The organism is Pseudoxanthomonas japonensis (genome assembly GCF_043632995.1).
Taxonomy (GTDB): domain Bacteria; phylum Pseudomonadota; class Gammaproteobacteria; order Xanthomonadales; family Xanthomonadaceae; genus Pseudoxanthomonas_A; species Pseudoxanthomonas_A japonensis.
The window spans coordinates 1708041-1727230 of sequence record NZ_CP171632.1; the positions used below are offsets into that span (position 1 = coordinate 1708041).

The 19190-nt window shown below is 67.8% G+C and carries 20 protein-coding genes; 13 read left to right on the top strand and 7 right to left on the bottom strand.

The genetic code is table 11. The features are described from left to right. Window positions 1-5: 5 nt before the first annotated feature. The 11 genes from hisG (at window position 6) to ACGHX3_RS07800 (ending at window position 10446) form a co-directional block, all read left to right on the top strand. A complete protein-coding gene (hisG, locus tag ACGHX3_RS07750) occupies window positions 6-920 on the top strand; it encodes an ATP phosphoribosyltransferase (protein WP_394696985.1) in 915 nt (304 codons plus the stop codon). After that, entirely contained in the window at window positions 917-2230 is a 1314-nt protein-coding gene (gene hisD, locus ACGHX3_RS07755) for a histidinol dehydrogenase (protein WP_394696986.1), read from the top strand. The genes hisG and hisD overlap by 4 nt, the downstream gene beginning before the upstream one ends. Further along, complete coding sequence (gene hisC, locus ACGHX3_RS07760) at window positions 2227-3375, top strand: histidinol-phosphate transaminase (protein ID WP_394696987.1); 1149 nt, start codon at window positions 2227-2229, stop codon at window positions 3373-3375. Before hisD ends, hisC begins: the two co-directional genes overlap by 4 nt. Further along, a complete protein-coding gene (hisB, locus tag ACGHX3_RS07765; protein ID WP_394696988.1) occupies window positions 3372-4445 on the top strand; it encodes a bifunctional histidinol-phosphatase/imidazoleglycerol-phosphate dehydratase HisB in 1074 nt (357 codons plus the stop codon). Before hisC ends, hisB begins: the two co-directional genes overlap by 4 nt. Then, a complete protein-coding gene (gene hisH, locus ACGHX3_RS07770) occupies window positions 4445-5044 on the top strand; it encodes an imidazole glycerol phosphate synthase subunit HisH (protein WP_394696989.1) in 600 nt (199 codons plus the stop codon). The genes hisB and hisH overlap by 1 nt, the downstream gene beginning before the upstream one ends. After that, entirely contained in the window at window positions 5041-5778 is a 738-nt protein-coding gene (gene hisA, locus ACGHX3_RS07775; protein WP_394696990.1) for a 1-(5-phosphoribosyl)-5-[(5-phosphoribosylamino)methylideneamino]imidazole-4-carboxamide isomerase, read from the top strand. The genes hisH and hisA overlap by 4 nt, the downstream gene beginning before the upstream one ends. Next, window positions 5772-6548, top strand: coding sequence for an imidazole glycerol phosphate synthase subunit HisF (gene hisF / locus ACGHX3_RS07780; protein ID WP_394696991.1), 777 nt, complete (start codon window positions 5772-5774; stop codon window positions 6546-6548). Before hisA ends, hisF begins: the two co-directional genes overlap by 7 nt. After that, a complete protein-coding gene (hisIE, locus tag ACGHX3_RS07785; protein WP_394696992.1) occupies window positions 6538-7161 on the top strand; it encodes a bifunctional phosphoribosyl-AMP cyclohydrolase/phosphoribosyl-ATP diphosphatase HisIE in 624 nt (207 codons plus the stop codon). Before hisF ends, hisIE begins: the two co-directional genes overlap by 11 nt. A 161-nt stretch (window positions 7162-7322) precedes the next feature. After that, entirely contained in the window at window positions 7323-8906 is a 1584-nt protein-coding gene (locus ACGHX3_RS07790) for a calcineurin-like phosphoesterase C-terminal domain-containing protein (protein WP_394696993.1), read from the top strand. A gap of 2 nt (window positions 8907-8908) precedes the next feature. Further along, window positions 8909-9484, top strand: a complete 576-nt coding sequence (locus tag ACGHX3_RS07795; protein ID WP_162338226.1) for a YdeI family protein — start codon at window positions 8909-8911, stop codon at window positions 9482-9484. A gap of 92 nt (window positions 9485-9576) precedes the next feature. After that, the gene (locus ACGHX3_RS07800) at window positions 9577-10446 is read left to right on the top strand and encodes a cupin-like domain-containing protein (protein WP_394696994.1); all 870 of its coding nucleotides are present in this window, start codon (window positions 9577-9579) and stop codon (window positions 10444-10446) included. 179 nt (window positions 10447-10625) lie between these two features. Here the strand turns inward: ACGHX3_RS07800 and ACGHX3_RS07805 are convergent, their stop codons facing one another. From ACGHX3_RS07805 to ACGHX3_RS07820, 4 genes are all read right to left on the bottom strand, one after another. Beyond that, complete coding sequence (locus ACGHX3_RS07805) at window positions 10626-11507, bottom strand: DMT family transporter (RefSeq protein ID WP_394696995.1); 882 nt, start codon at window positions 11505-11507, stop codon at window positions 10626-10628. Continuing rightward, window positions 11504-12208, bottom strand: coding sequence for an acireductone synthase (mtnC, locus tag ACGHX3_RS07810; RefSeq protein ID WP_394696996.1), 705 nt, complete (start codon window positions 12206-12208; stop codon window positions 11504-11506). Before mtnC ends, ACGHX3_RS07805 begins: the two co-directional genes overlap by 4 nt. A gap of 79 nt (window positions 12209-12287) precedes the next feature. Continuing rightward, window positions 12288-12848 carry an acireductone dioxygenase gene (locus tag ACGHX3_RS07815; protein ID WP_213601210.1) on the bottom strand — a complete coding sequence of 187 codons (561 nt, stop codon included), beginning with the start codon at window positions 12846-12848 and terminating at the stop codon, window positions 12288-12290. A gap of 95 nt (window positions 12849-12943) precedes the next feature. Continuing rightward, the gene (locus ACGHX3_RS07820; RefSeq protein WP_162338231.1) at window positions 12944-13585 is read right to left on the bottom strand and encodes a methylthioribulose 1-phosphate dehydratase; all 642 of its coding nucleotides are present in this window, start codon (window positions 13583-13585) and stop codon (window positions 12944-12946) included. Between the two features lie 111 nt (window positions 13586-13696). Here ACGHX3_RS07820 and ACGHX3_RS07825 point away from each other — a divergent pair, with 111 nt between their 5' ends. After that, a complete protein-coding gene (locus ACGHX3_RS07825; RefSeq protein ID WP_394696997.1) occupies window positions 13697-14026 on the top strand; it encodes a high-potential iron-sulfur protein in 330 nt (109 codons plus the stop codon). Between the two features lie 61 nt (window positions 14027-14087). Here ACGHX3_RS07825 and ACGHX3_RS07830 read toward each other — a convergent pair whose 3' ends face one another. Both ACGHX3_RS07830 and ACGHX3_RS07835 read right to left on the bottom strand, forming a co-directional pair. Continuing rightward, window positions 14088-15518, bottom strand: coding sequence for an amino acid permease (locus tag ACGHX3_RS07830; RefSeq protein WP_162338233.1), 1431 nt, complete (start codon window positions 15516-15518; stop codon window positions 14088-14090). A 76-nt stretch (window positions 15519-15594) separates the two neighbouring features. Further along, window positions 15595-17067, bottom strand: a complete 1473-nt coding sequence (locus tag ACGHX3_RS07835) for an amino acid permease (protein ID WP_162338234.1) — start codon at window positions 17065-17067, stop codon at window positions 15595-15597. Between the two features lie 185 nt (window positions 17068-17252). Between ACGHX3_RS07835 and ACGHX3_RS07840 the strand changes: the two genes are divergently transcribed. Further along, window positions 17253-17801 (top strand): NUDIX hydrolase, encoded by a 549-nt coding sequence (locus tag ACGHX3_RS07840; protein WP_394696998.1) that lies wholly within the window; start codon window positions 17253-17255, stop codon window positions 17799-17801. A gap of 30 nt (window positions 17802-17831) precedes the next feature. Here the strand turns inward: ACGHX3_RS07840 and serA are convergent, their stop codons facing one another. Then, window positions 17832-19073: a phosphoglycerate dehydrogenase gene (gene serA / locus ACGHX3_RS07845; RefSeq protein WP_394696999.1), complete on the bottom strand. Its 1242-nt coding sequence runs from the start codon at window positions 19071-19073 to the stop codon at window positions 17832-17834. Window positions 19074-19190: the final 117 nt, after the last annotated feature.

Here is a 19190-nt window from a genome sequence, read left to right on the forward strand (position 1 = left end):
CCCCCATGAGTCCCTCCCTGACCCCCGCGACGCGCGAGCGTCTGCGCATCGCCATCCAGAAGAGCGGGCGGCTGGCCGAGCCGGCGCGCACGCTGCTCGCCGCCTGCGGCCTGAGCTGGCGCGAAAGCCGCGACAAGCTGTTCTGCTACGGCGAATCCCTGCCGGTGGACCTGCTGCTGGTGCGCGACGACGACATCCCCGGCCTGATCGCCGACGGTGTCTGCGATTTCGGCATCGTAGGCCGCAACGAACTGGACGAGCAGGCCGGCGAACGCGCCCTCAATGGGTTGCCGCAGGCCTACCGCGAACTGCGTCCGCTGGGTTTCGGCAGCTGCCGGCTGATGCTGGCGATCCCCGACAGCTGGGAATGGATCGGCCCCGAACAGCTGCAGGGCCTGCGCATCGCCACCAGCTATCCGTCCGTCCTGCGCCAGTGGCTGCAGGCGCGCGGCATCGACGCGGCGGTGGTGGAACTGTCCGGCTCCGTCGAAATCGCGCCGAAGCTGGGCACCGCCGACCTGATCTGCGATCTGGTCTCCAGCGGCGCCACGCTGGCGGCGAACCAGCTGAAGCCGGTGGAGACGCTGCTGGACAGTGAAGCCGTGCTGGCCGGTCCGGCGCGCGAGTTCGACGACGCCCGTGCCGGCCTGGCCGACATGCTGCTGCGCCGGCTGGATGGCGTGTTGAAGTTGAAGGACAGCAAGCTGCTGATGTTCCGTGCCGAGCGCGACACCGTGCCGGCGCTGTCGCGCCTGCTGACCGACAGCGAGGGCCTGGTCACGCTGCCGGGCGGCGAGGACGGTCCGCTGTCGCTGCAGGCGATGTGCCACGGCGCGGTCACCTGGCAGCGGCTGGAGGAACTGCAGCGCGCCGGCGCGCAGGGACTGATGGTGCTGTCGGTCGAGAGGTCGCTGGCATGACCGCATCGCCCGCACCCGTGTATGACTGGACCGTGCTGGACGAAGCCACGCGCGAGGCACTGCTCGCGCGTCCCGTGCAGACCGTGGCGCAACGCACGCGTGATGCCGTCGCCGGCCTGCTGGCCGACGTGCAGGCCCGTGGCGACGCGGCGCTGCGTGAAGTCACCGCGCGTTTCGATGGCGTGGAACTCGCGACGTTCGAGGTCAGCGAGGAAGAGTTCACCGCCGCGCATACCGCCGTGCCTGCCGATCTGCGCCAGGCGATGCAGGAGGCCGCCGAGCGCATCGAGGCCTTCCATCGCGCCGGCATGGTGCAGCCCTATTCTGTGGAAACCGCGCCGGGCGTGGTGTGCGAGCGGATGATCCTGCCGATCCCGCGTGTGGGTCTGTACGTGCCCGCCGGCAGTGCACCGCTGCCGTCGACGGCGCTGATGCTGGGGATTCCGTCGCGCTTGGCCGGTTGTCGCGAAGTGGTGCTGTGCACGCCGCCGCGCAAGGACGGCACGGCCGATCCGGCGGTGCTGGTGGCTGCCCAGCTGACCGGCGTGCGTCGCGTGTTCAAGCTGGGGGGCGCGCAGGCGATCGCCGCGATGGCGTTCGGCACCGACAGCGTGCCGGCCTGCGACAAGCTGTTCGGCCCAGGCAACAGCTACGTGACCGAGGCCAAGCAGCAGGTCGCGCAGTCCGGCGCCGCGGCCATCGACATGCCCGCAGGGCCGTCGGAAGTGCTGGTGATCGCCGATGCCGGCGCGGACGCGGCCTTTGTCGCCGCGGACCTGCTGTCGCAGGCCGAGCATGGCCCCGACTCGCAGGTGCTGCTGCTGTCCGACGACGATGGGCTGATCGAACGCGTGCAGGCGGAACTTGCCACGCAGCTGGCGGAACTGGACCGCGCCGATATCGCGCGGCAGGCACTGTCGGCATCGCGCCTGGTCAAGGTCGCGACGCTGGACGAGGCCTTCGCCATCAGCAACCGCTATGCGCCGGAACACCTGATCCTGGCGCTGCGCGATGCGCGCGCCTGGCTGGGTCGCGTGGAGGCGGCGGGTTCCGTCTTCCTCGGTGACTACACGCCGGAAGCATTGGGTGACTACTGCAGCGGCACCAACCATGTGCTGCCCACCAGCGGCGCGGCGCGTGCGTACAGCGGTGTCAGCGTGGCCAGCTTCCAGAATTTCGTCAGTGTGCAGTCGGCCAGTCGCGCGGGCATCTCCGCCATCGGTGACTGTGCAGTGACGCTGGCGCGCGCCGAAGGGCTGGATGCGCACGCCAATGCCGTTGCGCTGCGCCTGCGCAAGGTGGCCGCATGAGCAGTGTCCTTTCGCTCGTACGCCCCGACCTGCGCGACTTCGCCGGTTACAAGTCCGCACGCAGCGAAGCCCTGCGTGGCGACGTGTGGTTGAACGCCAACGAGTCCGCCTGGGCCAATCCGGCCGATGGGGAAGGGCGCAGCCGCCGCTATCCCGATCCGCAGCCGCCGGCATTGCGCGCGCGGCTGGCACAGCTGTACGGCGTTGCGTCGGAACACCTGCTGGTCGGGCGCGGCAGCGACGAGGCGATCGACCTGCTGGTGCGTGCGTTGTGCGTGCCGGGACAGGACGCCATCGTGATCACGCCGCCCGTGTTCGGCATGTATGCCGTCTGCGCACGGTTGCAGGGCGCACGCATTGTCGAGGTGCCGCTGGTCGACGGCGAAGCCGGTTTCATCGCCGATCTCGACGCCATCCGCGAGGCGGTCCTGGGGCAGGGCGCCAAGATCGTGTTCCTGTGTTCGCCCTCGAACCCGGCCGGCTCGGCCATTCCGCTCGACGGCATCTCGGCGTTGGCGCGTGCGCTGGACGGCAAGGCGCTGGTGGTCGTGGACGAGGCTTATGGCGAGTTCGCCGATGGCCCGTCCGCCACGACGCTGCTGGACACGCAGGCGAACGTGGTCGTGCTGCGGACGCTGTCGAAGGCACATGCGCTGGCCGCCGCGCGCATCGGCGTGGTGATCGGCGATGCCGACCTGATTGCGGTGCTGCAACGCTGCCAGGCACCGTATCCGGTGCCGACGCCCTGCGCCGACGTGGCGCTGGAAGGCCTGTCCGACGCTGCGCTGACGCAGACGCGCGAACGCGTCGCGCTGGTACGCAGCGAACGCGCGCGCCTGCATGCAGCGCTCGAAAGGACTGCCGTTGTCCGTCGCGTCTATGCTTCGCAGGGCAACTACTTGCTGGCGCGCTTCGACGATGCCGAAAGCGTGTTTCGCGCACTGCTCGCCGCCGGCGTGGTGGTGCGCGACCAGCGTGCAGCCCCCCAACTCGGAGACGCACTGCGCATCACCGTCGGCTCGCCGGTCCAGAACGATCGCGTGCTGTCCGCCCTGGGCGAGGACGCTGCAGGAGGGGCTTCAGCCCCGACCGGTTTGGTCGTCGTCGTCGGGGCTGAAGCCCCTCCTACAGAAACCATGTCATGACGCCAATCCTTTTCATCGACCGCGACGGCACCCTGATCGAGGAGCCCGAAGACTTCCAGATCGATACCTACGAGAAGGTGCGCTTCGTCGCCGGTGTCATTCCGGCGCTGCTGAAGCTGCGCGACGCGGGCTACCAGTTCGTCATCGTCAGCAACCAGGACGGGCTGGGCAGCGAGCAATACCCGCGTGCCAGTTTCGATGGCCCGCAGGCGCTGATGATGCAGGTGTTCGAAAGTCAGGGCATCCGCTTCCGCGAGGTCCTGATCGACGAAAGCTGGCCGCACGAGAACAAGCCCACGCGCAAGCCCGGCATCGGCCTGATGGTGCCGTACCTGCAGGACCGCAGCATCGACTGGGCGCGCTCGGGCATGGTCGGTGACCGGCCGACCGACATCCAGTTCGCCGACAATTTGAAGATCCGCGGCTTCCAGCTGAAGACCGCGCAGTTCGGCGGAGAGTGGGACTGGGCCGGCATTGCGCACGAGCTGGCCGATGCGCCGCGCCGTGCCGTGGTCCAGCGCGATACGAAGGAAACGAAGATCCGCGTCGAGGTGGACCTCGACCGCGTGGCCGAACCGGTGGCGAAGACCGGCCTGCCGTTCTTCGACCACATGCTGGAACAGATCGGCAAGCACGGCGGTTTCGCGCTGGACGTGCGCGCCGATGGCGACCTGCATATCGATGAACACCACACGGTCGAGGACACCGGCCTCGCCTTGGGGCAGGCGCTGAAGGAAGCGCTGGGCGACAAGCGCGGCATCGGCCGCTATGGCTTCACCCTGCCGATGGACGAGACGCTGGCCTGCGCCGCGCTCGACTTCAGTGGTCGGCCGTACTTCGTCTTCAGCGGCGAGTTCAAGCGCGAGCGCGTCGGCGACCTGCCGACCGAACTGGTGCCGCATTTCTTCCGTTCGCTCTGCGATGCCTCCGGCCTGAACCTCAACCTGAAGGTGGAAGGCGACAACGACCATCACAAGGTCGAGGCCTGCTTCAAGGCGCTGGCGCGTGCGCTGCGCCAGGCGGTGAAGCGCGAGGGCGCCGAGCTGCCATCCACCAAGGGCGCGTTGTAATGAAGGTAGTCCTGGTGGATGCCGGTGGTTCCAACATCGGCTCGGTGCGCTATGCGCTGCAGCGCCTGGGCGTGGAGGCGGAACTGACCGGTGATGCCGATACGATCAACAGCGCGGACCGGGTGATCCTGCCGGGTGTCGGTGCCGCTGCGGTCTGTATGGCGCGCTTGAGGGAACTGGACCTCGTCCGCGTACTACGCACGCTCGACAAGCCGCTGCTGGGCGTCTGCGTCGGTGTCCAGCTGTTGTTCGCTCATTCCGACGAGGATGACACGCCATGCCTCGGTCTGCTGCCCGGACGTGTGCGCAAGCTCCCGACGTCGCCGGGCATCCGCGTGCCGCACATGGGCTGGAACACCTTGCAGCGACAACGCGACAGTTCGCTGGTGGCGGGAATCGGGGAGGGCGACCATGCCTACTTCGTCCACAGCTATGCCGCAGCCGTCGATGACGATTGCCTATGCAGCAGCGAACACGGTCAGCGCTTCGCCGCCGTCGTGCAGCGTGGCAACGTGGCCGGTGCGCAGTTCCATCCGGAACGCTCCGGTGCGGTGGGCGCGCGCCTGCTGAAGAATTTCATCGAGTACGGATTGCAATGACTAGTTTCACCGTTTATCCCGCCATCGATGTGCGTGATGGCCGCGTCGTGCGCCTAGCGCAGGGCGACTACGCCCGCGAGACGCGCTACGAACGCACCCCGCTGGACGTGGCCTTGCGCTACGCCGTGCAGGGCGCCGAATGGCTGCATCTGGTCGATCTGGACGCCGCACGCGCGGGTGGCTACACATTGGCGCCGCTGCTGGCCGACATCGCGCGCCACACCCCGCTTAAGGTGCAGACCGGCGGCGGTGTACGGGAACGCGATGATGTGGCGCGCATTCTCGATGCCGGTGCGGATCGCGTGGTCATCGGTTCGCTGTCCGTGCGTGAGCCCGAGACGGTGCTGGGCTGGCTGGCCGAGTTCGGTAGCGATCGCATCACCGTCGCGCTGGACACGCGCCGCGACGATGCAGGGGTCTGGCGCCTGCCGGTGCATGGCTGGACCGAGACGGCGTCCGAAACCCTGGACGAACTTGCCGCACGATACGCCGCAGCCGGACTGCGCCACCTGTTGAGTACCGATATCGCGCGCGACGGGATGCTGACCGGTCCCAACCTGGACCTCTATGCCCACCTGCGACGCACCGTGCCGGCGCTGGCGGTGCAGGCCTCGGGTGGCGTCAGCGCCATCGCCGACGTGGGCGGCGCGCGCGCGGCCGGATGCGCCGGCATCGTGCTGGGACGCGCGCTGCTGGAAGGCCGCTTCACGCTGCCGGAGGCGCTGGCATGCTGAGCCGGCGCATCATCCCGTGCCTGGACGTGCGCGAAGGACGCGTGGTCAAGGGCGTGAAGTTCCGCGACCACGTGGACATGGGCGACATCGCCGACCTGGCGCTGCGGTACCGCGACGAGGGCGCGGACGAACTGGTGTTCTACGACATCAGCGCCAGTCCCGAGGGACGTTCGGTGGACTACGCCTGGATCGAGCGGGTTTCGCGCCTGCTCGACATCCCGTTCTGCGTCGCCGGCGGCATCCGCAGTGTCGAGACGGCACGCCGCGTGCTTTACAGTGGCGCCGACAAGGTGTCGGTGAATACGCCGGCACTGGAACGCCCCGCGCTGATCGGTGAGCTGGCGGAAGCCTTCGGCGTGCAATGCGTGGTGGTCGGCGTCGATTCGATCCTCGAGGCGGACGGTGAGTGGCGCGTACGCCGCTACACCGGTGATCCTTCGAAGATGCAGGGCGCGGGGCTGAGGACGCTGGACTGGGTGGTGCAGGCGCAGCGGCTGGGTGCGGGCGAGATCGTGTTGAACTGCATGGACCAGGATGGCGTGCGCCGCGGCTATGATCTGGCGCAGCTCAAGGCGGTGCGTGCCGTGTGCGAGGTGCCGTTGATCGCGTCCGGCGGCGCGGGCGAGGTGGAACATTTCGCGGACGTGTTCGCGCAGGCGGACGTGGACGGCGCGCTCGCGGCCAGCGTGTTCCACAGCGGACACATCAGGATTCCCGCGCTGAAGCGCGCATTGGCGGAGCAGGGCATCGAGGTGCGACGTGGCGAATGACAACGGATCGCCCGGTTTCGATCCGGGCCGGTTGGACTGGGGCAAGGGTGATGGCCTGCTGCCTGTCGTGGTGCAGGACGCGTCGAACCTGCGCGTGCTGATGCTGGGCTACATGAACCGTGAAGCGCTGGAAGCCACGCTCGCCAGCCGGCGCGTAACGTTCTTCAGTCGCAGCAAGCAGCGCCTGTGGACCAAGGGCGAAAGCTCGGGCCATGTGCTCGAACTCGTCTCGGTCGATGCCGACTGCGACGACGACACGCTGCTGGTGCTGGCGCACCCGCAAGGACCCACCTGCCATCTGCAGCGCGCCAGTTGCTTCCCGTCTGCGCCTTCGGCGTTCCTGTCGGACCTGGACGCGCTTGTCGCGCGGCGCGAGCGCGAGCGACCTGCGGACAGCTATACGACGCGCCTGTTCGAATCCGGCACACGCCGCATCGCGCAGAAGGTGGGCGAAGAGGGTGTCGAGACCGCGCTGGCGGCGGTCGCGCAGGACGAAACCGCCCTGCTCGGCGAGAGCGCCGACCTGCTGTACCACCTGACGGTCCTGTTGCGCGCGCGCGGCCTGTCGCTGGCCGATGCGGTCGACGTGCTGCGCGAGCGCCACGGAGCCTGAAGCGTTCCCGGTAGAGGGCGTGGGAGCGACGTAAGTCGCGAGCTTCTTCGTGGGGCCGTCTGGCATCCTCATCGCGGGCGATCACCGTCGCGGTTCCTGTCGCACCTACAAGGAAACCTCCGCTGCGCCATAATCCGCCGGTCGCCCCCGCTGGAGTCGCCGTGCGCGCTTCGCTGACCGTCTTGCTGCTGGCCTGCCTGGCCGTCCCCGCCCATGCGCTGCCGCCACCCTGCAGCAGCGGCGTTGTCTTCGAGGACCGCAACGGCAACGGCGTGCGCGATGCCGGCGAACCCGGCATCCCCGGCATCAAGGTCTCCGACGGCGTGCAACTGGTCACCACCGGCGCGGACGGCGGATACGACGTGCCGTACGAGGACGGTCGCACGCTGTTCGTCGTCAAGCCGGCCGGCTACGACGTGTCGGTGCGGCCGGACGGCATGCCGGATTTCTGGCACAACCGGCAGTACCACAAGGGCCCGGCGCTGAAGTACGGCGGCACTCCGCAACGCCAACCGGGCTGCAGGCATTTCGGCCTGCGTCCGCGTGGCGAAGCGACAACTGCCGGTGAATTCGAGGCCCTCTTGCTGGCCGACAGCCAGACCGCCTCGGTGCAGGACGTGGACTACTACTGGCGCGACATCGTGCAACCGCTGGTGGGCAAGCACGGCGCGTCGCTGGGGCTGACGCTGGGCGACATCGTCAACGACGACCTGGCGCTGTATCCCGAGATGCTGCGCACGACGATGAGCCTGCAGGTGCCGTGGCTGTTCATTCCCGGCAACCATGACCTCGATTTCGATGCCGCCAGCGACGCGGATTCGCTGCGCACGTTCCGCCACCATCTGGGGCCGGACACGTTTGCATGGGAAGAGGACGCGGTGACCTTCATCGGGCTGGACGACATCATCTACCGGCCGGGCGAGTCGCCGTCCTACCTGGGCGGACTGCGCGAGGATCAGTTCGCCTTCCTGCAGGCGTACCTGCCGACCGTGCGCAGGGATCGCCTGCTGGTGATCGGCGTGCATATCCCGTTCTTCGAGGAAGGCGCGCGTGGGTTCCGTCCTGCGGACCGCGAGCGGCTGTTCGCGCTGCTGAGGGATTTTCCGCACGTGCTGCTGCTCAGTGGGCATACCCACACGCAGCGTCACTGGTACCACGATGCCGCCACCGGCTGGCACGGCACGCAGCCGCTGCACGAGTACAACGTCGGCGCGGCCTGTGGTGCGTACTGGTCGGGCGTCAAGGATGCGGCGGGTATTCCGGACAGCACCATGGCTGACGGCACGCCGAATGGCCATGCGCGCTTGCGCGTGCGGAAGGGCGGCGAGTACACGCTGTCGTGGCATGCGGCGCGCGCGAAGGACGACAGCGGCATTGGCCTGCATGCACCGAACGTCCTCCGCAAGGGGGCGTACCCGGCCTGGGGCGTCTACGCGAACGTCTACATGGGCGAGGCGGACACGCGGGTGGAGTACCGGGTCGACGGCGGCGAGTGGAAGGCGATGAAGCGCGTCGAGCAGCCCGATCCATCGCTGCTGGTGGAGAACATGCGCGACGACCTGGCCGACGCACTGCGTGGCTACGACCGCTCCCCCGAAGCCGAACCGTCGCATCACCTGTGGCGCGGCGCACTGACCACCGATCTTGCCGAGGGCGAGCATCGCGTGGAGGTCCGTGCCTTCGACCGCTGGCGCGGCGAGACCACCGCCCACACGAGCTACCGTCTGCAGACCGCCACACCCTGACCATGGCCAGCCCGGACCTGCCCATCGAGCACTTCGCCGATCCGGCCGCGTGGGAATGCTGGCTGGAACGTCATCCGCAGTCGTCAGGCGTGTGGCTGAAGATCGCCAAGAAGGACACCGGCATTCCGTCGGTGACGTATCCCGAAGCGCTCGACGTCGCGCTGTGCCATGGCTGGATCGACGGGCAGAAGAAGGGCTTCGACGCGCAGTTCTTCCTGCAGCGCTTTACGCCGCGTCGCGCGCGCAGCACCTGGTCGAAGATCAACGTGGCGAAGATCGACACCTTGAGCGCGGCGGGCCGCATGCGGCCGGCGGGACTGCGCGAAGTCGAAGCCGCGAAGGCGGACGGACGCTGGGACGCGGCCTACGACGGCGCGAGGTCGATGGACGTGCCGCCCGAGCTGGCGAAGGCGCTGGCCAGGAACCGCAAGGCCAAGGCGTTCTTCGACACGTTGGACAAGACCAACCGCTACGCCGTGTGCTGGCGTGTGCAGACGGCAGTGAAGCCGGAAACGAAGCAGGCGCGGGTGGAGAAGCTGGTCGCCATGCTTGCCCGGGGCGAGAAGATCCACGGGTGAGGGGCTGCCGACAGGCGGTGGCCTGGCCGGTCCCGGTGCGTTTCAGCGTGGGGTAGCATGATGCCGTCAGGGGGCGGCGACAGGGGGTTTCGATGTTCCAGTGTTTTGATTCCGGTTTGCCCGTGGGCAAGCTGGACCGCGTTCCGTTCACCTTCAAGCATCGCCTGCTGGATCATCCGGCGCTGACCATGGAGGGACTGGCCGAGTCGCTGCCGCAGTTGTCCCCGGAGTGCATCACCTACTCCAAGGGCCTGTCCGACCTGTCGATCAACTTCGACCGCGCGCATCTCGAGCACGGCAATGGCCTCAGCCTGCGCGAGACCATCGAGACGATACGCACCTCCAACTCGTACATTGCGGTGCGCGACCCGGTAGCGCACCCGGCGTTCCGCGACCTGTACGAGTCCCTGAGTGCCGAGATGACGGAACTGCAGCGCCAGAGCGGCAACTCGCAGGCGATCCACGAACCGCGCATGTGGCTGTTCATCGCATCGCCCAATGCAATGACGCCGTTCCACTTCGACCGCTATTCGAACGTGCTCATGCAGATCCGCGGCAGCAAGGAAGTGGCCGTATTCCCGAACTTCCGGCCCGACATCGTGCCGGTGGACATCTGCGAGGCCTACATGGACCGCAAGGAAGTGCAGGCACCCTGGCACCCGGACCTGGACGCGCATGCGATCAAGTTCGACTTCCGGCCGGGCGATACGCTGCACATTCCCTACACCTCCGGCCACTACGTGAAGAACGGACCGGAGGATGTGTCGATCTCACTGTCGTTCTTCTTCCAGACCGACGAAACGCTGCGCTGGACGCGGGCGATGCAGTTCAACCATCGCGTCCGCAAGCGCGTGCAGCGCTTCGGCGTGACGCCGTCGCCTGTCGGGCATAACCGGTATGTGGACGGCGCAAAGGCCAGGGCGCTGCCGCTGCTGTCGATGATGTGGAGGCTGGCCAGCTGAAACCCCGCAAGCCCTGAAACGCGGAACGCCCCTCGTCGAGGGGCGTTTCCTGTGAGGACCTGGCGGGCGAGCGGCGGCTGGCGGGCTGGGTTCACATGGCTGGCTGGCGGATGGCTGGCTTGCGACGTGGCGCGCAGACTAGGCAATCGCGCAACGCCGTGCAGGAACGCGAATCGCTCTCACCGCGACGCACGGCTGGCGCGGACGCTCAGCCACGCGCCGGCCAGCAGCAGGACGACCGCCACCGCCTGTATCCAGTGCGCCTCCGCACGGCCCGATGCCACCAGCAGCAGGGTGGACAGCAGCGGCGCGAGGTAGGACAGGCTGCCCAGCAGGGCGATGTCGCCGTGCTTGGTGCCGTGGTCCCACAGCCAGAACGCCGCGCCCACCGGCCCGATGCCCATCAGCAACAGCACGACCCACTGGCCCGCGGTCGGCATGACGGTCTGTTCGCTGAGCAGGTGCGCGACCGTGCCCAGTACGGCGACACCCGCACAGCCGACGGTGATCGCGGCGGTGGGCACGTCGGCATGGCGTCGGTTGAGCACCGAGTACAGCGACCAGATCAGCGCCGCACCCAGTGCCGCGAGATAACCCGGAACGTGGGCGGATTCGACCTGCAGACCACGGCCGCGGGTGACCAGCAGAACCGCAGCGACCAATCCGAGCGCGGTGCCCAGCCATTGGCCCGGCCGCACTGCGACGCCGCCGAAAACACCCGCGAACACCACGATCAGCAGCGGCCACAGGTAGTTCAGCAGGTTGGCTTCCACCGCCGGTGCGCGTTTCAGCGCGATGAAGTACAGCGAGTGGTAGCCGAACAGCGCGAACGTCGACAGCGCGAGCGCAGGCAGTGGCTGACACAGCTCACGCCAGCCTGCGGTGCCGCGCAGCGTGGCGCGGACCAGCCCCAGGATGGCGGCAATGCCGAAGCCGATCGCCAGTACCTGGAATGGCGGCAGGTTGCCGGTCGCCGTCGTGAGCAGGGCCAGCGACGCCCACAGCAGGATCGCGACCAGCCCGATCAGCGTGGCCTGTCGCTGCGCGGCGGCGCCGTTCACGCGGTAGGCAGCGGAATGTCGGCGAAGGACGCGACGCGTGCATGCCCGCGCGATGCGTCACCGGTCCGCGGCTGCGGGTAGTCGTCGAGCCGGTCCACCAGCTGCGTCTGCAGGCCAGCCTCGCGCGCAGCATCCAGTTCCTCGACGACGTCGGACAGGAACAGGATGCGCTCGGGTGCGATGCCGATGCGGTCCGCGATCGTGCGGTAGCTGTCGGCCTCGCGCTTGCCGCCGATCTCGGTGTCGAACCAGCCGGAGAACAGCGGCGTCAGGTCGCCCGCATCGCTGTGGCCGAAGAACAGCTTCTGTGCCGGCACGGAGCCGGACGAGTACACGTAGAGCGGATAGCCCTGCGCATGCCAGTCGCGCAGCGCGGGCGCGGCGTCGGGATAGATGTGCGCGGTGAAGTCGGCATCGCGGTAGCCGGCTTCCCAGATCAGGCCCTGCAGCGCCTTCAGCGCGGTGTGCTTGCGGTCCTGGTCGATCCAGCCCTGCAGCGTCTCGACGATGACGTCGTCGCTGCAGATGCTGCCGTGTTCCGTGGCCACCACGTCCAGCCAGCGGCGGACGTCCGGTTCCTGCCCATGCTCGCGCACGAAGCCGGGCAGGGCACGCCGCGCATACGGGAACAGCACGTCCTTCACGAACGAGATGCTGCTGGTGGTGCCTTCGATGTCGGTGAGGATGGCGGAAACGGGCATGGGATTCCTGTAGAGCGGAGCTCGCTCCGCTGCGCGTGTTCGGACGGTGGTGCAGCCGGGCAAGCCCGGCTCTGCACGGTCAATGGCCGTCGGTCAGGCCTTCGTAGCGCGGGAACTGCTGCGCCAGCGTGGTGCCGGTGAAGTGGCCCACCCAGCCGTCCGGCTCGGTGAAGAAGCGGATGGCGACGAAGCTCGGTTCCGGCCCCATGTCGAACCAGTGCAGCGTGCTGTCGGGCACGCCGATCAGGTCGTCCTTCACGCATTCGACTTCGTAGACCTTGTCGCCCACGTGCAGGGTGAACAGGCCCGAGCCGGCCACGAAGAAACGCACTTCGTCTTCCTTGTGGTAATGCTCGTCGAGGAACTTGGCACGCATCGCCTCGCGCTGCGGGTTGTCCGGCGCGATGCTGACCACGTCGACGGTCTTGAATCCGCGCTCGGCGACCAGCCGGTCGATGTCGGCGCGGTAGGCGTCGATCACGTCCTCCGGCGAAGCACCGGGCGCGATCGCCTTGCTGGCTTTCCAGCGTTCGAAGGTCACGCCGAGCTTCTTCAGTTCGGTGGCGATGAAGTCGGGGTCGTAACTGGCGAACTCCGGCGTGGCCGGGTCGGATTCGTTGAAGATGCGCAGGCGGCTCATGGCGATGGCGTGAGGCGGCGAGGGGGACGCTAGGGTAGCAAACCCGGTCCCCGCGCCCTGTTGCAACATCGGAACGGCGCGATAACCGCCGGTTATCAGCGCCGGCAGCCGAGCTTGCGCAGCTCCAGTTCGGCGGCGAACAGGAACTCGAACGCCTCCAGGTGGCGGCGTGCTTCGGCCATCGTGCGGCCCCACGCATACAGGCCGTGGCCGTCGATCAGGTAGCCCCACAGCGGCTGGCTGTCGAGCAGCGCGTCGACCTGCGCGGCCAGCGTGGGCATGTCCTGGGTGTTGGCGAACACCGGCACGTCGATGGCCATTTCGTGCGTGCTGTTGCCGTGGAAGGCCTTCAGCAGCTCGAAGCCTTCCAGGCGGACGTGGCCGGCGCCGGCGAACAGCCGCGACGCCACGGTCTGCACCAGCGAATGGGTATGCAGCACGCAGCCGATCTCGGGGTAGCGGCGGTACAGCTGCGTGTGCAGCAGCGTTTCCGCAGACGGGCGATGGTCGCTCCCGACCGCCTTGCCGTCGAAATCCACCACCATGATGTCCCCCTCAACCAGACGCCCCTTGTCGCGGCCGGAAACGGTGATCGCGGCATGCCGCTCGTCCAGCCGCTGCGAGAAATTGCTGCTGGTGGCCGGCGTCCAGCCCAGCTGCGCCAGTTCGCGCACGTTGGAAATGATGGACTGCGCGCGGTCGCGCAGCTGGTCGGCGTCGTAGGGCAGGGTGTTCATGCCGCGCATTCTAGCGGAAGGTCCGCGGCGCCCCGGTCGATTGATCCAGCGCAATGCGGCCGCCGGTCGCCGCGGGGAGACTGGCTACTCCCTTCCGCAGGTACCCAGCCGATGAGCCACGATGCCTCCCGCCGCCGCTTCCTGACCACCACCCTGACTGCCGCGGTCGTAGCGCCGCTGGCCTGGCACAGCCTGCGTGCCGACGCCGCCGCACCGGCCGCGTTGCCGAAGCTGGATGCCGCCAATCCCACCGCCAAGGCGCTGGCCTATACCGACAATGCGGCGACCGCCAAGCATCCCAAGCACAAGGCGGGCGACCATTGCGCGAACTGCAATTTCTTCAAGGCCGCCGCGGGCCAGGCCTACGGCCCCTGCACGCTGTTCCCCAAGAACACGGTGGCCGCGGCTGGCTGGTGCAGCGCCTGGGCCAGGAAGCCCTGACAGGACGTGCAAGAAAAAAAGCGCGGCCTGGCCGCGCTTTTTTTTACCCCCGGAGCCGGGTTCAGCGCTTGCCGCGCAGGCGGCTGTGGCGGAAGCCGTAGAGGAAGTAGATCAGGAAGCCGACCGCGGTCCACACCGCCATCAGCATCCAGTTGTGGGCGGTCATCGCCGACAGCAGCGCCAGGCAGCTCAGCACGCCCAGGGAGCAGACCAGCCACGCCATCGGGATGCGGAACGGCCGCGGCAGGTCGGGTTGCGTGCGGCGCAGGACCAGCACGCCGACGCACACCGAGGCGAAGGCGATCAGGGTGCCCATCGAGGTCAGTTCGCCCAGCACGTCGAGCGGGAACAGCGCCGCCAGCAGGGCGATGCCGATGCCGGTGATCACCGTATTGATGTGCGGCGTGCGGTACTCCGGATGGATCTTGGTGAACACCGGCGGCAGCAGACCGTCGCGGCCCATGATCATGAAGATGCGCGGCTGGCCGATGATCATCACCAGCACCACCGACGACAGACCGATCAGGGCGCCGATTTCCACGATCACGCGCAACCAGCCGAGCTGGGGATGCGCGGCGACCGCAGTCACCACCGGCTCCGCGGTGCCCAGCGCGGTGTAGGGCACCAGACCGGTCATCACGGCCGCCATGCCGATGTACAGGAGGGTGCAGATCACCAGCGAAGCCAGCATGCCGATCGGCAGATCCTTCTGGGGACGATGCGACTCTTGCGCCGCCACCGAGACCGCTTCGAAGCCGATGTAGGCGAAGAACACCATCGCCGCGCCGCGCAGCACGCCGTCCCAGCCGAACTTGCCCGGCCCCTCGTTCGCGGGAATGAAGGGCTGCCAGTTGCCCGGATCGACGTACTTCCAGCCCGCGACGATCACCAGCACGATCAGGCCCGTCTTGAGAACCACCATCGCCATGTTCATGGCCGTGGATTTGCGGATGCCGACGTAGCACAGCCAGGTCAGCAGCAGCACGATCGCCGCGGCAGGAAGATTGGCGATCGCACCGGTGGGGCGCAGCTGCGCGTCCAGCGGCGCGCTGACCAGCGCCTGTGGCAGATAGATGTTGAAGTGTTCGAGCAGGCTCAGGAAATACCCGGTCCAGCTGACCGCCACCGCCGAGGCGGACACGCCGTATTCCAGCACCAGCATCCACCCGATGAACCAGGCGGCCAGTTCGCCCAGCGTGGCATAGGTGTAGGTGTAGGCGCTGCCGGACACCGGCACCATCGCCGCGAACTCGGCATAGGCCAGCGCGCAGAAGGTGCAGCACAGCGCGGCCAGCACGAACGACAGCATGATCGCCGGGCCGGCATGGTTGGCCGCGGCCTGGCCGGTAATGACGAAGATGCCACCGCCGATCACGGCGCCGATGCCCAGCGCGGTCAGGCCCCAGGGGCCGAGCGTGCGGCGCAGGCTGAGCCCTTCGGCCTCTTCGTGGGCGGCGTGGGGGTGTTTGGTGGACAGGAGCTGTCGGAGCATCGTGCGTGGTCTCGGAGCGGTGTCGAGGTATGCCATCAAAAAAGGCCGGCGGTACGGCCGCCGGCCTTCCGGTGGATCAGGTCGGCTGCCTGAGTTTGCTGTTCCAGAAGCCGTAGGTGAAGTAGACCACCAGGCCGAGGATCGTCCAGCCCACGAAGATCTTCCAGTGCTCGACGAAGGGCTGCCAGAACAGGTAGAGGCACGCGACCACGCCCAGCGGACAGATCACGATGGCCATCGGCACCTTGAACGGGCGCGGCATCTCGGGGCGCGTGTAGCGCAGGATCAGCACGCCGGCGCACACGGTGGCGAACGCGAGCAGGGTGCCCATCGACACCAGTTCGCCCAGCACGTTGAGCGGCATCAGGCCGGCCAGCGCGGCGGCCAGCACGCCGACGATGATGGTGCCGACGTAGGGCGTGCGGTACTTGGGGTGCACCCGGCCGAAGAACTTCGGCATCAGGCCGTCCTTCGCCATGCTGTAGAAGATGCGCGGCTGGGCCATCAGCATCACCAGGATGACCGAGGAGAGGCCGGCGATCGCGCCGATCTCCACCGCCGTCTTCAGCCAGGCCAGGTTCGGGTAGGGCTCCAGCGCGGTGGCGACCGGCTTTGCGGTGCCCAGCAGCGTGTAGTTGGTCATGCCGGTCAGCACGGCGCACACGATGATGTAGATGACGGTGCAGATGGCCAGCGAACCGAGGATGCCGACCGGCATGTCGCGCTGCGGATTCTTGGCTTCACCGGCCGCCGTGGAGACCGCGTCGAAGCCGATGTAGGCGAAGAACACGATGGCGGCCGCGCGGGTCACGCCTTCGAACCCGAACTTGCCCGGGCCTTCGTTGGCCGGGATGAACGGCGTCCAGTTGGCCGGGTCGATGTACGTGGCGCCGATGCCGATGAACAACACGATCACCGTGACCTTGATCGCCACCACGATGGCGTTGACGAAGGCCGACTGGGTGATGCCCACGTAGCACAGGCCGCTGATGGCGGCGACGATGGCGATGGCCGGCAGGTTGAGGATCGACCCCGTTGCGATGAAAGTGTGGCCGTCCCAGTTGATCGGCGCCTGCGCCAGTTCGGTCGGGAAGGGCAGGTGCAGCGTGGTGGTCAGGAAGCTGATCAGATAGCCGGACCAGCCCACGGCCACGGTGGCCGAGGCGAACAGGTATTCCAGCACCAGGCACCAGCCGATGAACCAGGCCACGAACTCGCCCAGGGTGGCGTAGGAATAGGAGTAGGCACTGCCGGAGACCGGCATCAGCGCGGAAAACTCGGCATAGCACAGGCCGGCCAGGGCACAGGCGAAGCCGGCCATGACGAAGCTCAGCATGATCGCGGGGCCGGCGTGGTTGGCCGCTGCCTGGCCGGTCAGCACGAAGATGCCCGCGCCGATCACCGCGCCCACGCCCAGCAGCACCAGGTGCTTGGCGGTCAGCGTCCGTTTCAGGGTGGCTTCGCCGTCCAGGCTGCCTTCGAAGGGTTCACCGGCATCGACGTGGCCTGCCGGCGCGACCGGCTTGACCCTGAACAGAGCTTTGAGCATTCGCAGCGTCCCCTTGAAAGACTGGATGCCGACGAAGAACTCCGCCGGGCGGTGGCAACGGTCATGGAGGCGGCCCCCATGGAAGGCCGTACCTTGCCAAAGCGGGCGGGGGATCACAAGCGCGGGTGCAGCATGACCGGCGATAATCGCGGCCCATCGCCCGCCTTCGAAGAGAAAACCACGCCGTGTCAGTCGCTCATGCCGTCCTCCGCGAACAGTTGGCCACCTACGGACGACGCTGGCCTGCCGAAACCGGGGTGGTGGGCCAGTTCCTCGCCCTGCTCGACGATCCTGCCGATCCCTTCGTCCGGGAGCGGTTGGAAGGCCACCTGACCGGCGGCGCGTGGCTGGTGAGTGCGGATGGACGCCGCACCCTGCTGACCCACCACCGAAAGCTGGGGCGGTGGCTGCAGCTGGGCGGCCATGCGGACGGCGACAGCGACATGGCGCGCGTCGCGCTGAAGGAAGCGGAAGAGGAGTCGGGCCTGTCGGACCTGTCCGTGGAGGGCGACATCTTTGATCTCGACCGCCACTGGATACCCGAGCGCAAAGGCGTGCCGGGCCATTGGCACTACGACGTGCGCTATGTCGTTCGGGCCAACGGCAGTGAGGACTATGTGGTCAGCGAGGAATCGCTGGACCTGGCCTGGCGCGAGATCGGACCGATCGCGGACGAGCCGGACGAATCCCTCAGCCGCATGGCGCGCAAGTGGCTGGCACGGAGTACCGCATAGGGTGGGCCCTGGCCCACCGTCCCGGACGCATCAATAGAGCACGCGCACCCGCAGCGTGCCCTCGATCGCCGCCATCGCATCGCGCAGGCTGGCGGTCTGTTCCTCGTCCGCGGTCACGTCGATGACCACGTAGCCGACCTTCGGGTCGGTGCGCAGGAACTGGCCGTCGATGTTGATACCACGGTCGCGGAAGATGTCGTTGATCTGCGACAGCACGCCCGGCACGTTGCGGTGGATGTGCAGGATGCGGCGGCTGCCGTCGTGGCCGGGCAGGGTCACTTCGGGGAAGTTCACCGACGACAGCGTGCTGCCGTTGTCGCTGTAGCGCACCAGCTTGGCCGCGACTTCGATGCCGATGTTGTCCTGCGCCTCCAGCGTGCTGCCGCCGACGTGCGGGGTAAGGATGACGTTGTCGAGGCCGCGCAGCGGCGACTCGAACAGCTCCGCATTGCCCTTGGGCTCCAGCGGGAACACGTCCACCGCCGCGCCGCCGAGCTTGCCGGCCTTCAGTGCGTCGGCCAGCGCGTCGATGTCGACCACGGTGCCACGCGACGCGTTGATCAGGTGCGCGCCGGGCTTCATCCGGGCGATCTGTGCCGCGCCGAACATGTCCTTGGTGGCCGCCGTCTCCGGCACGTGCAGCGTCACCACGTCGCTCTGCGCCAGCAGGTCGTCCAGGCTCACGGCCGAACGCGCATTGCCGAGCGACAGCTTGGTCTCGATGTCGTGGAAGAGCACGTGCATGCCCAGCGCTTCGGCCAGCACGCCGACCTGGGTGCCGATGTGGCCGTAGCCGATGATGCCCAGCGTCTTGCCGCGCACTTCATGGCTGCCCGCAGCCGACTTGCTCCAGCCGCCGCGGTGGCATTCGGCGTTCTTCTGCGGAATGCCGCGCATCAGCAGGATGGCCTGCGCGATGACCAGTTCGGCCACGCTGCGGGTGTTGGAGTAGGGCGCGTTGAAGACCGGGATGCCGGCCAGTTCCGCCGCGTCCAGGTCCACCTGGTTGGTGCCGATGCAGAAGCAGCCCACGGCGATCAGTCGGCGCGCCTGCGCCAGCACGTCCTCGCTCAGATGGGTGCGCGAGCGGATGCCGACGATGTGCGCCTCGGCGATGCGGCGCTTCAGTTCGTCTTCCGGCAGCGACTTCTCGTGGAACTCGATCTGCGAATAGCCGGCCGCGCGGAACGTCTCGACGGCCGTCTGACTGACCCCCTCCAGCAACAGCACGCGGATGTCCTGCTTCGGGTACGAGGTCTTCTTGATCGACATTGCCGGAAAGGTCGCAGCGGAGGGGAAAGGGTCGTCACTATGCCAGATGGGAGACATTGATGGTGCGGCGCGCCATGGAAAGCTCGGTTGCTGTTTTCCGGCTTGGTTGCCCCTGAA

Coding starts and splice junctions, on each gene's coding strand:
- hisG (WP_394696985.1), top strand. CDS start 6: ATGAGTCCCTCCCTGACCCCCGCGACGCGCGAGCGTCTGCGCATCGCC.
- hisD (WP_394696986.1), top strand. CDS start 917: ATGACCGCATCGCCCGCACCCGTGTATGACTGGACCGTGCTGGACGAA.
- hisC (WP_394696987.1), top strand. CDS start 2,227: ATGAGCAGTGTCCTTTCGCTCGTACGCCCCGACCTGCGCGACTTCGCC.
- hisB (WP_394696988.1), top strand. CDS start 3,372: ATGACGCCAATCCTTTTCATCGACCGCGACGGCACCCTGATCGAGGAG.
- hisH (WP_394696989.1), top strand. CDS start 4,445: ATGAAGGTAGTCCTGGTGGATGCCGGTGGTTCCAACATCGGCTCGGTG.
- hisA (WP_394696990.1), top strand. CDS start 5,041: ATGACTAGTTTCACCGTTTATCCCGCCATCGATGTGCGTGATGGCCGC.
- hisF (WP_394696991.1), top strand. CDS start 5,772: ATGCTGAGCCGGCGCATCATCCCGTGCCTGGACGTGCGCGAAGGACGC.
- ACGHX3_RS07795 (WP_162338226.1), top strand. CDS start 8,909: ATGGCCAGCCCGGACCTGCCCATCGAGCACTTCGCCGATCCGGCCGCG.
- ACGHX3_RS07800 (WP_394696994.1), top strand. CDS start 9,577: ATGTTCCAGTGTTTTGATTCCGGTTTGCCCGTGGGCAAGCTGGACCGC.
- mtnC (WP_394696996.1), bottom strand. CDS start 12,208: ATGCCCGTTTCCGCCATCCTCACCGACATCGAAGGCACCACCAGCAGC.
- ACGHX3_RS07815 (WP_213601210.1), bottom strand. CDS start 12,848: ATGAGCCGCCTGCGCATCTTCAACGAATCCGACCCGGCCACGCCGGAG.
- ACGHX3_RS07820 (WP_162338231.1), bottom strand. CDS start 13,585: ATGAACACCCTGCCCTACGACGCCGACCAGCTGCGCGACCGCGCGCAG.
- ACGHX3_RS07825 (WP_394696997.1), top strand. CDS start 13,697: ATGAGCCACGATGCCTCCCGCCGCCGCTTCCTGACCACCACCCTGACT.
- ACGHX3_RS07830 (WP_162338233.1), bottom strand. CDS start 15,518: ATGCTCCGACAGCTCCTGTCCACCAAACACCCCCACGCCGCCCACGAA.
- ACGHX3_RS07835 (WP_162338234.1), bottom strand. CDS start 17,067: ATGCTCAAAGCTCTGTTCAGGGTCAAGCCGGTCGCGCCGGCAGGCCAC.
- serA (WP_394696999.1), bottom strand. CDS start 19,073: ATGTCGATCAAGAAGACCTCGTACCCGAAGCAGGACATCCGCGTGCTG.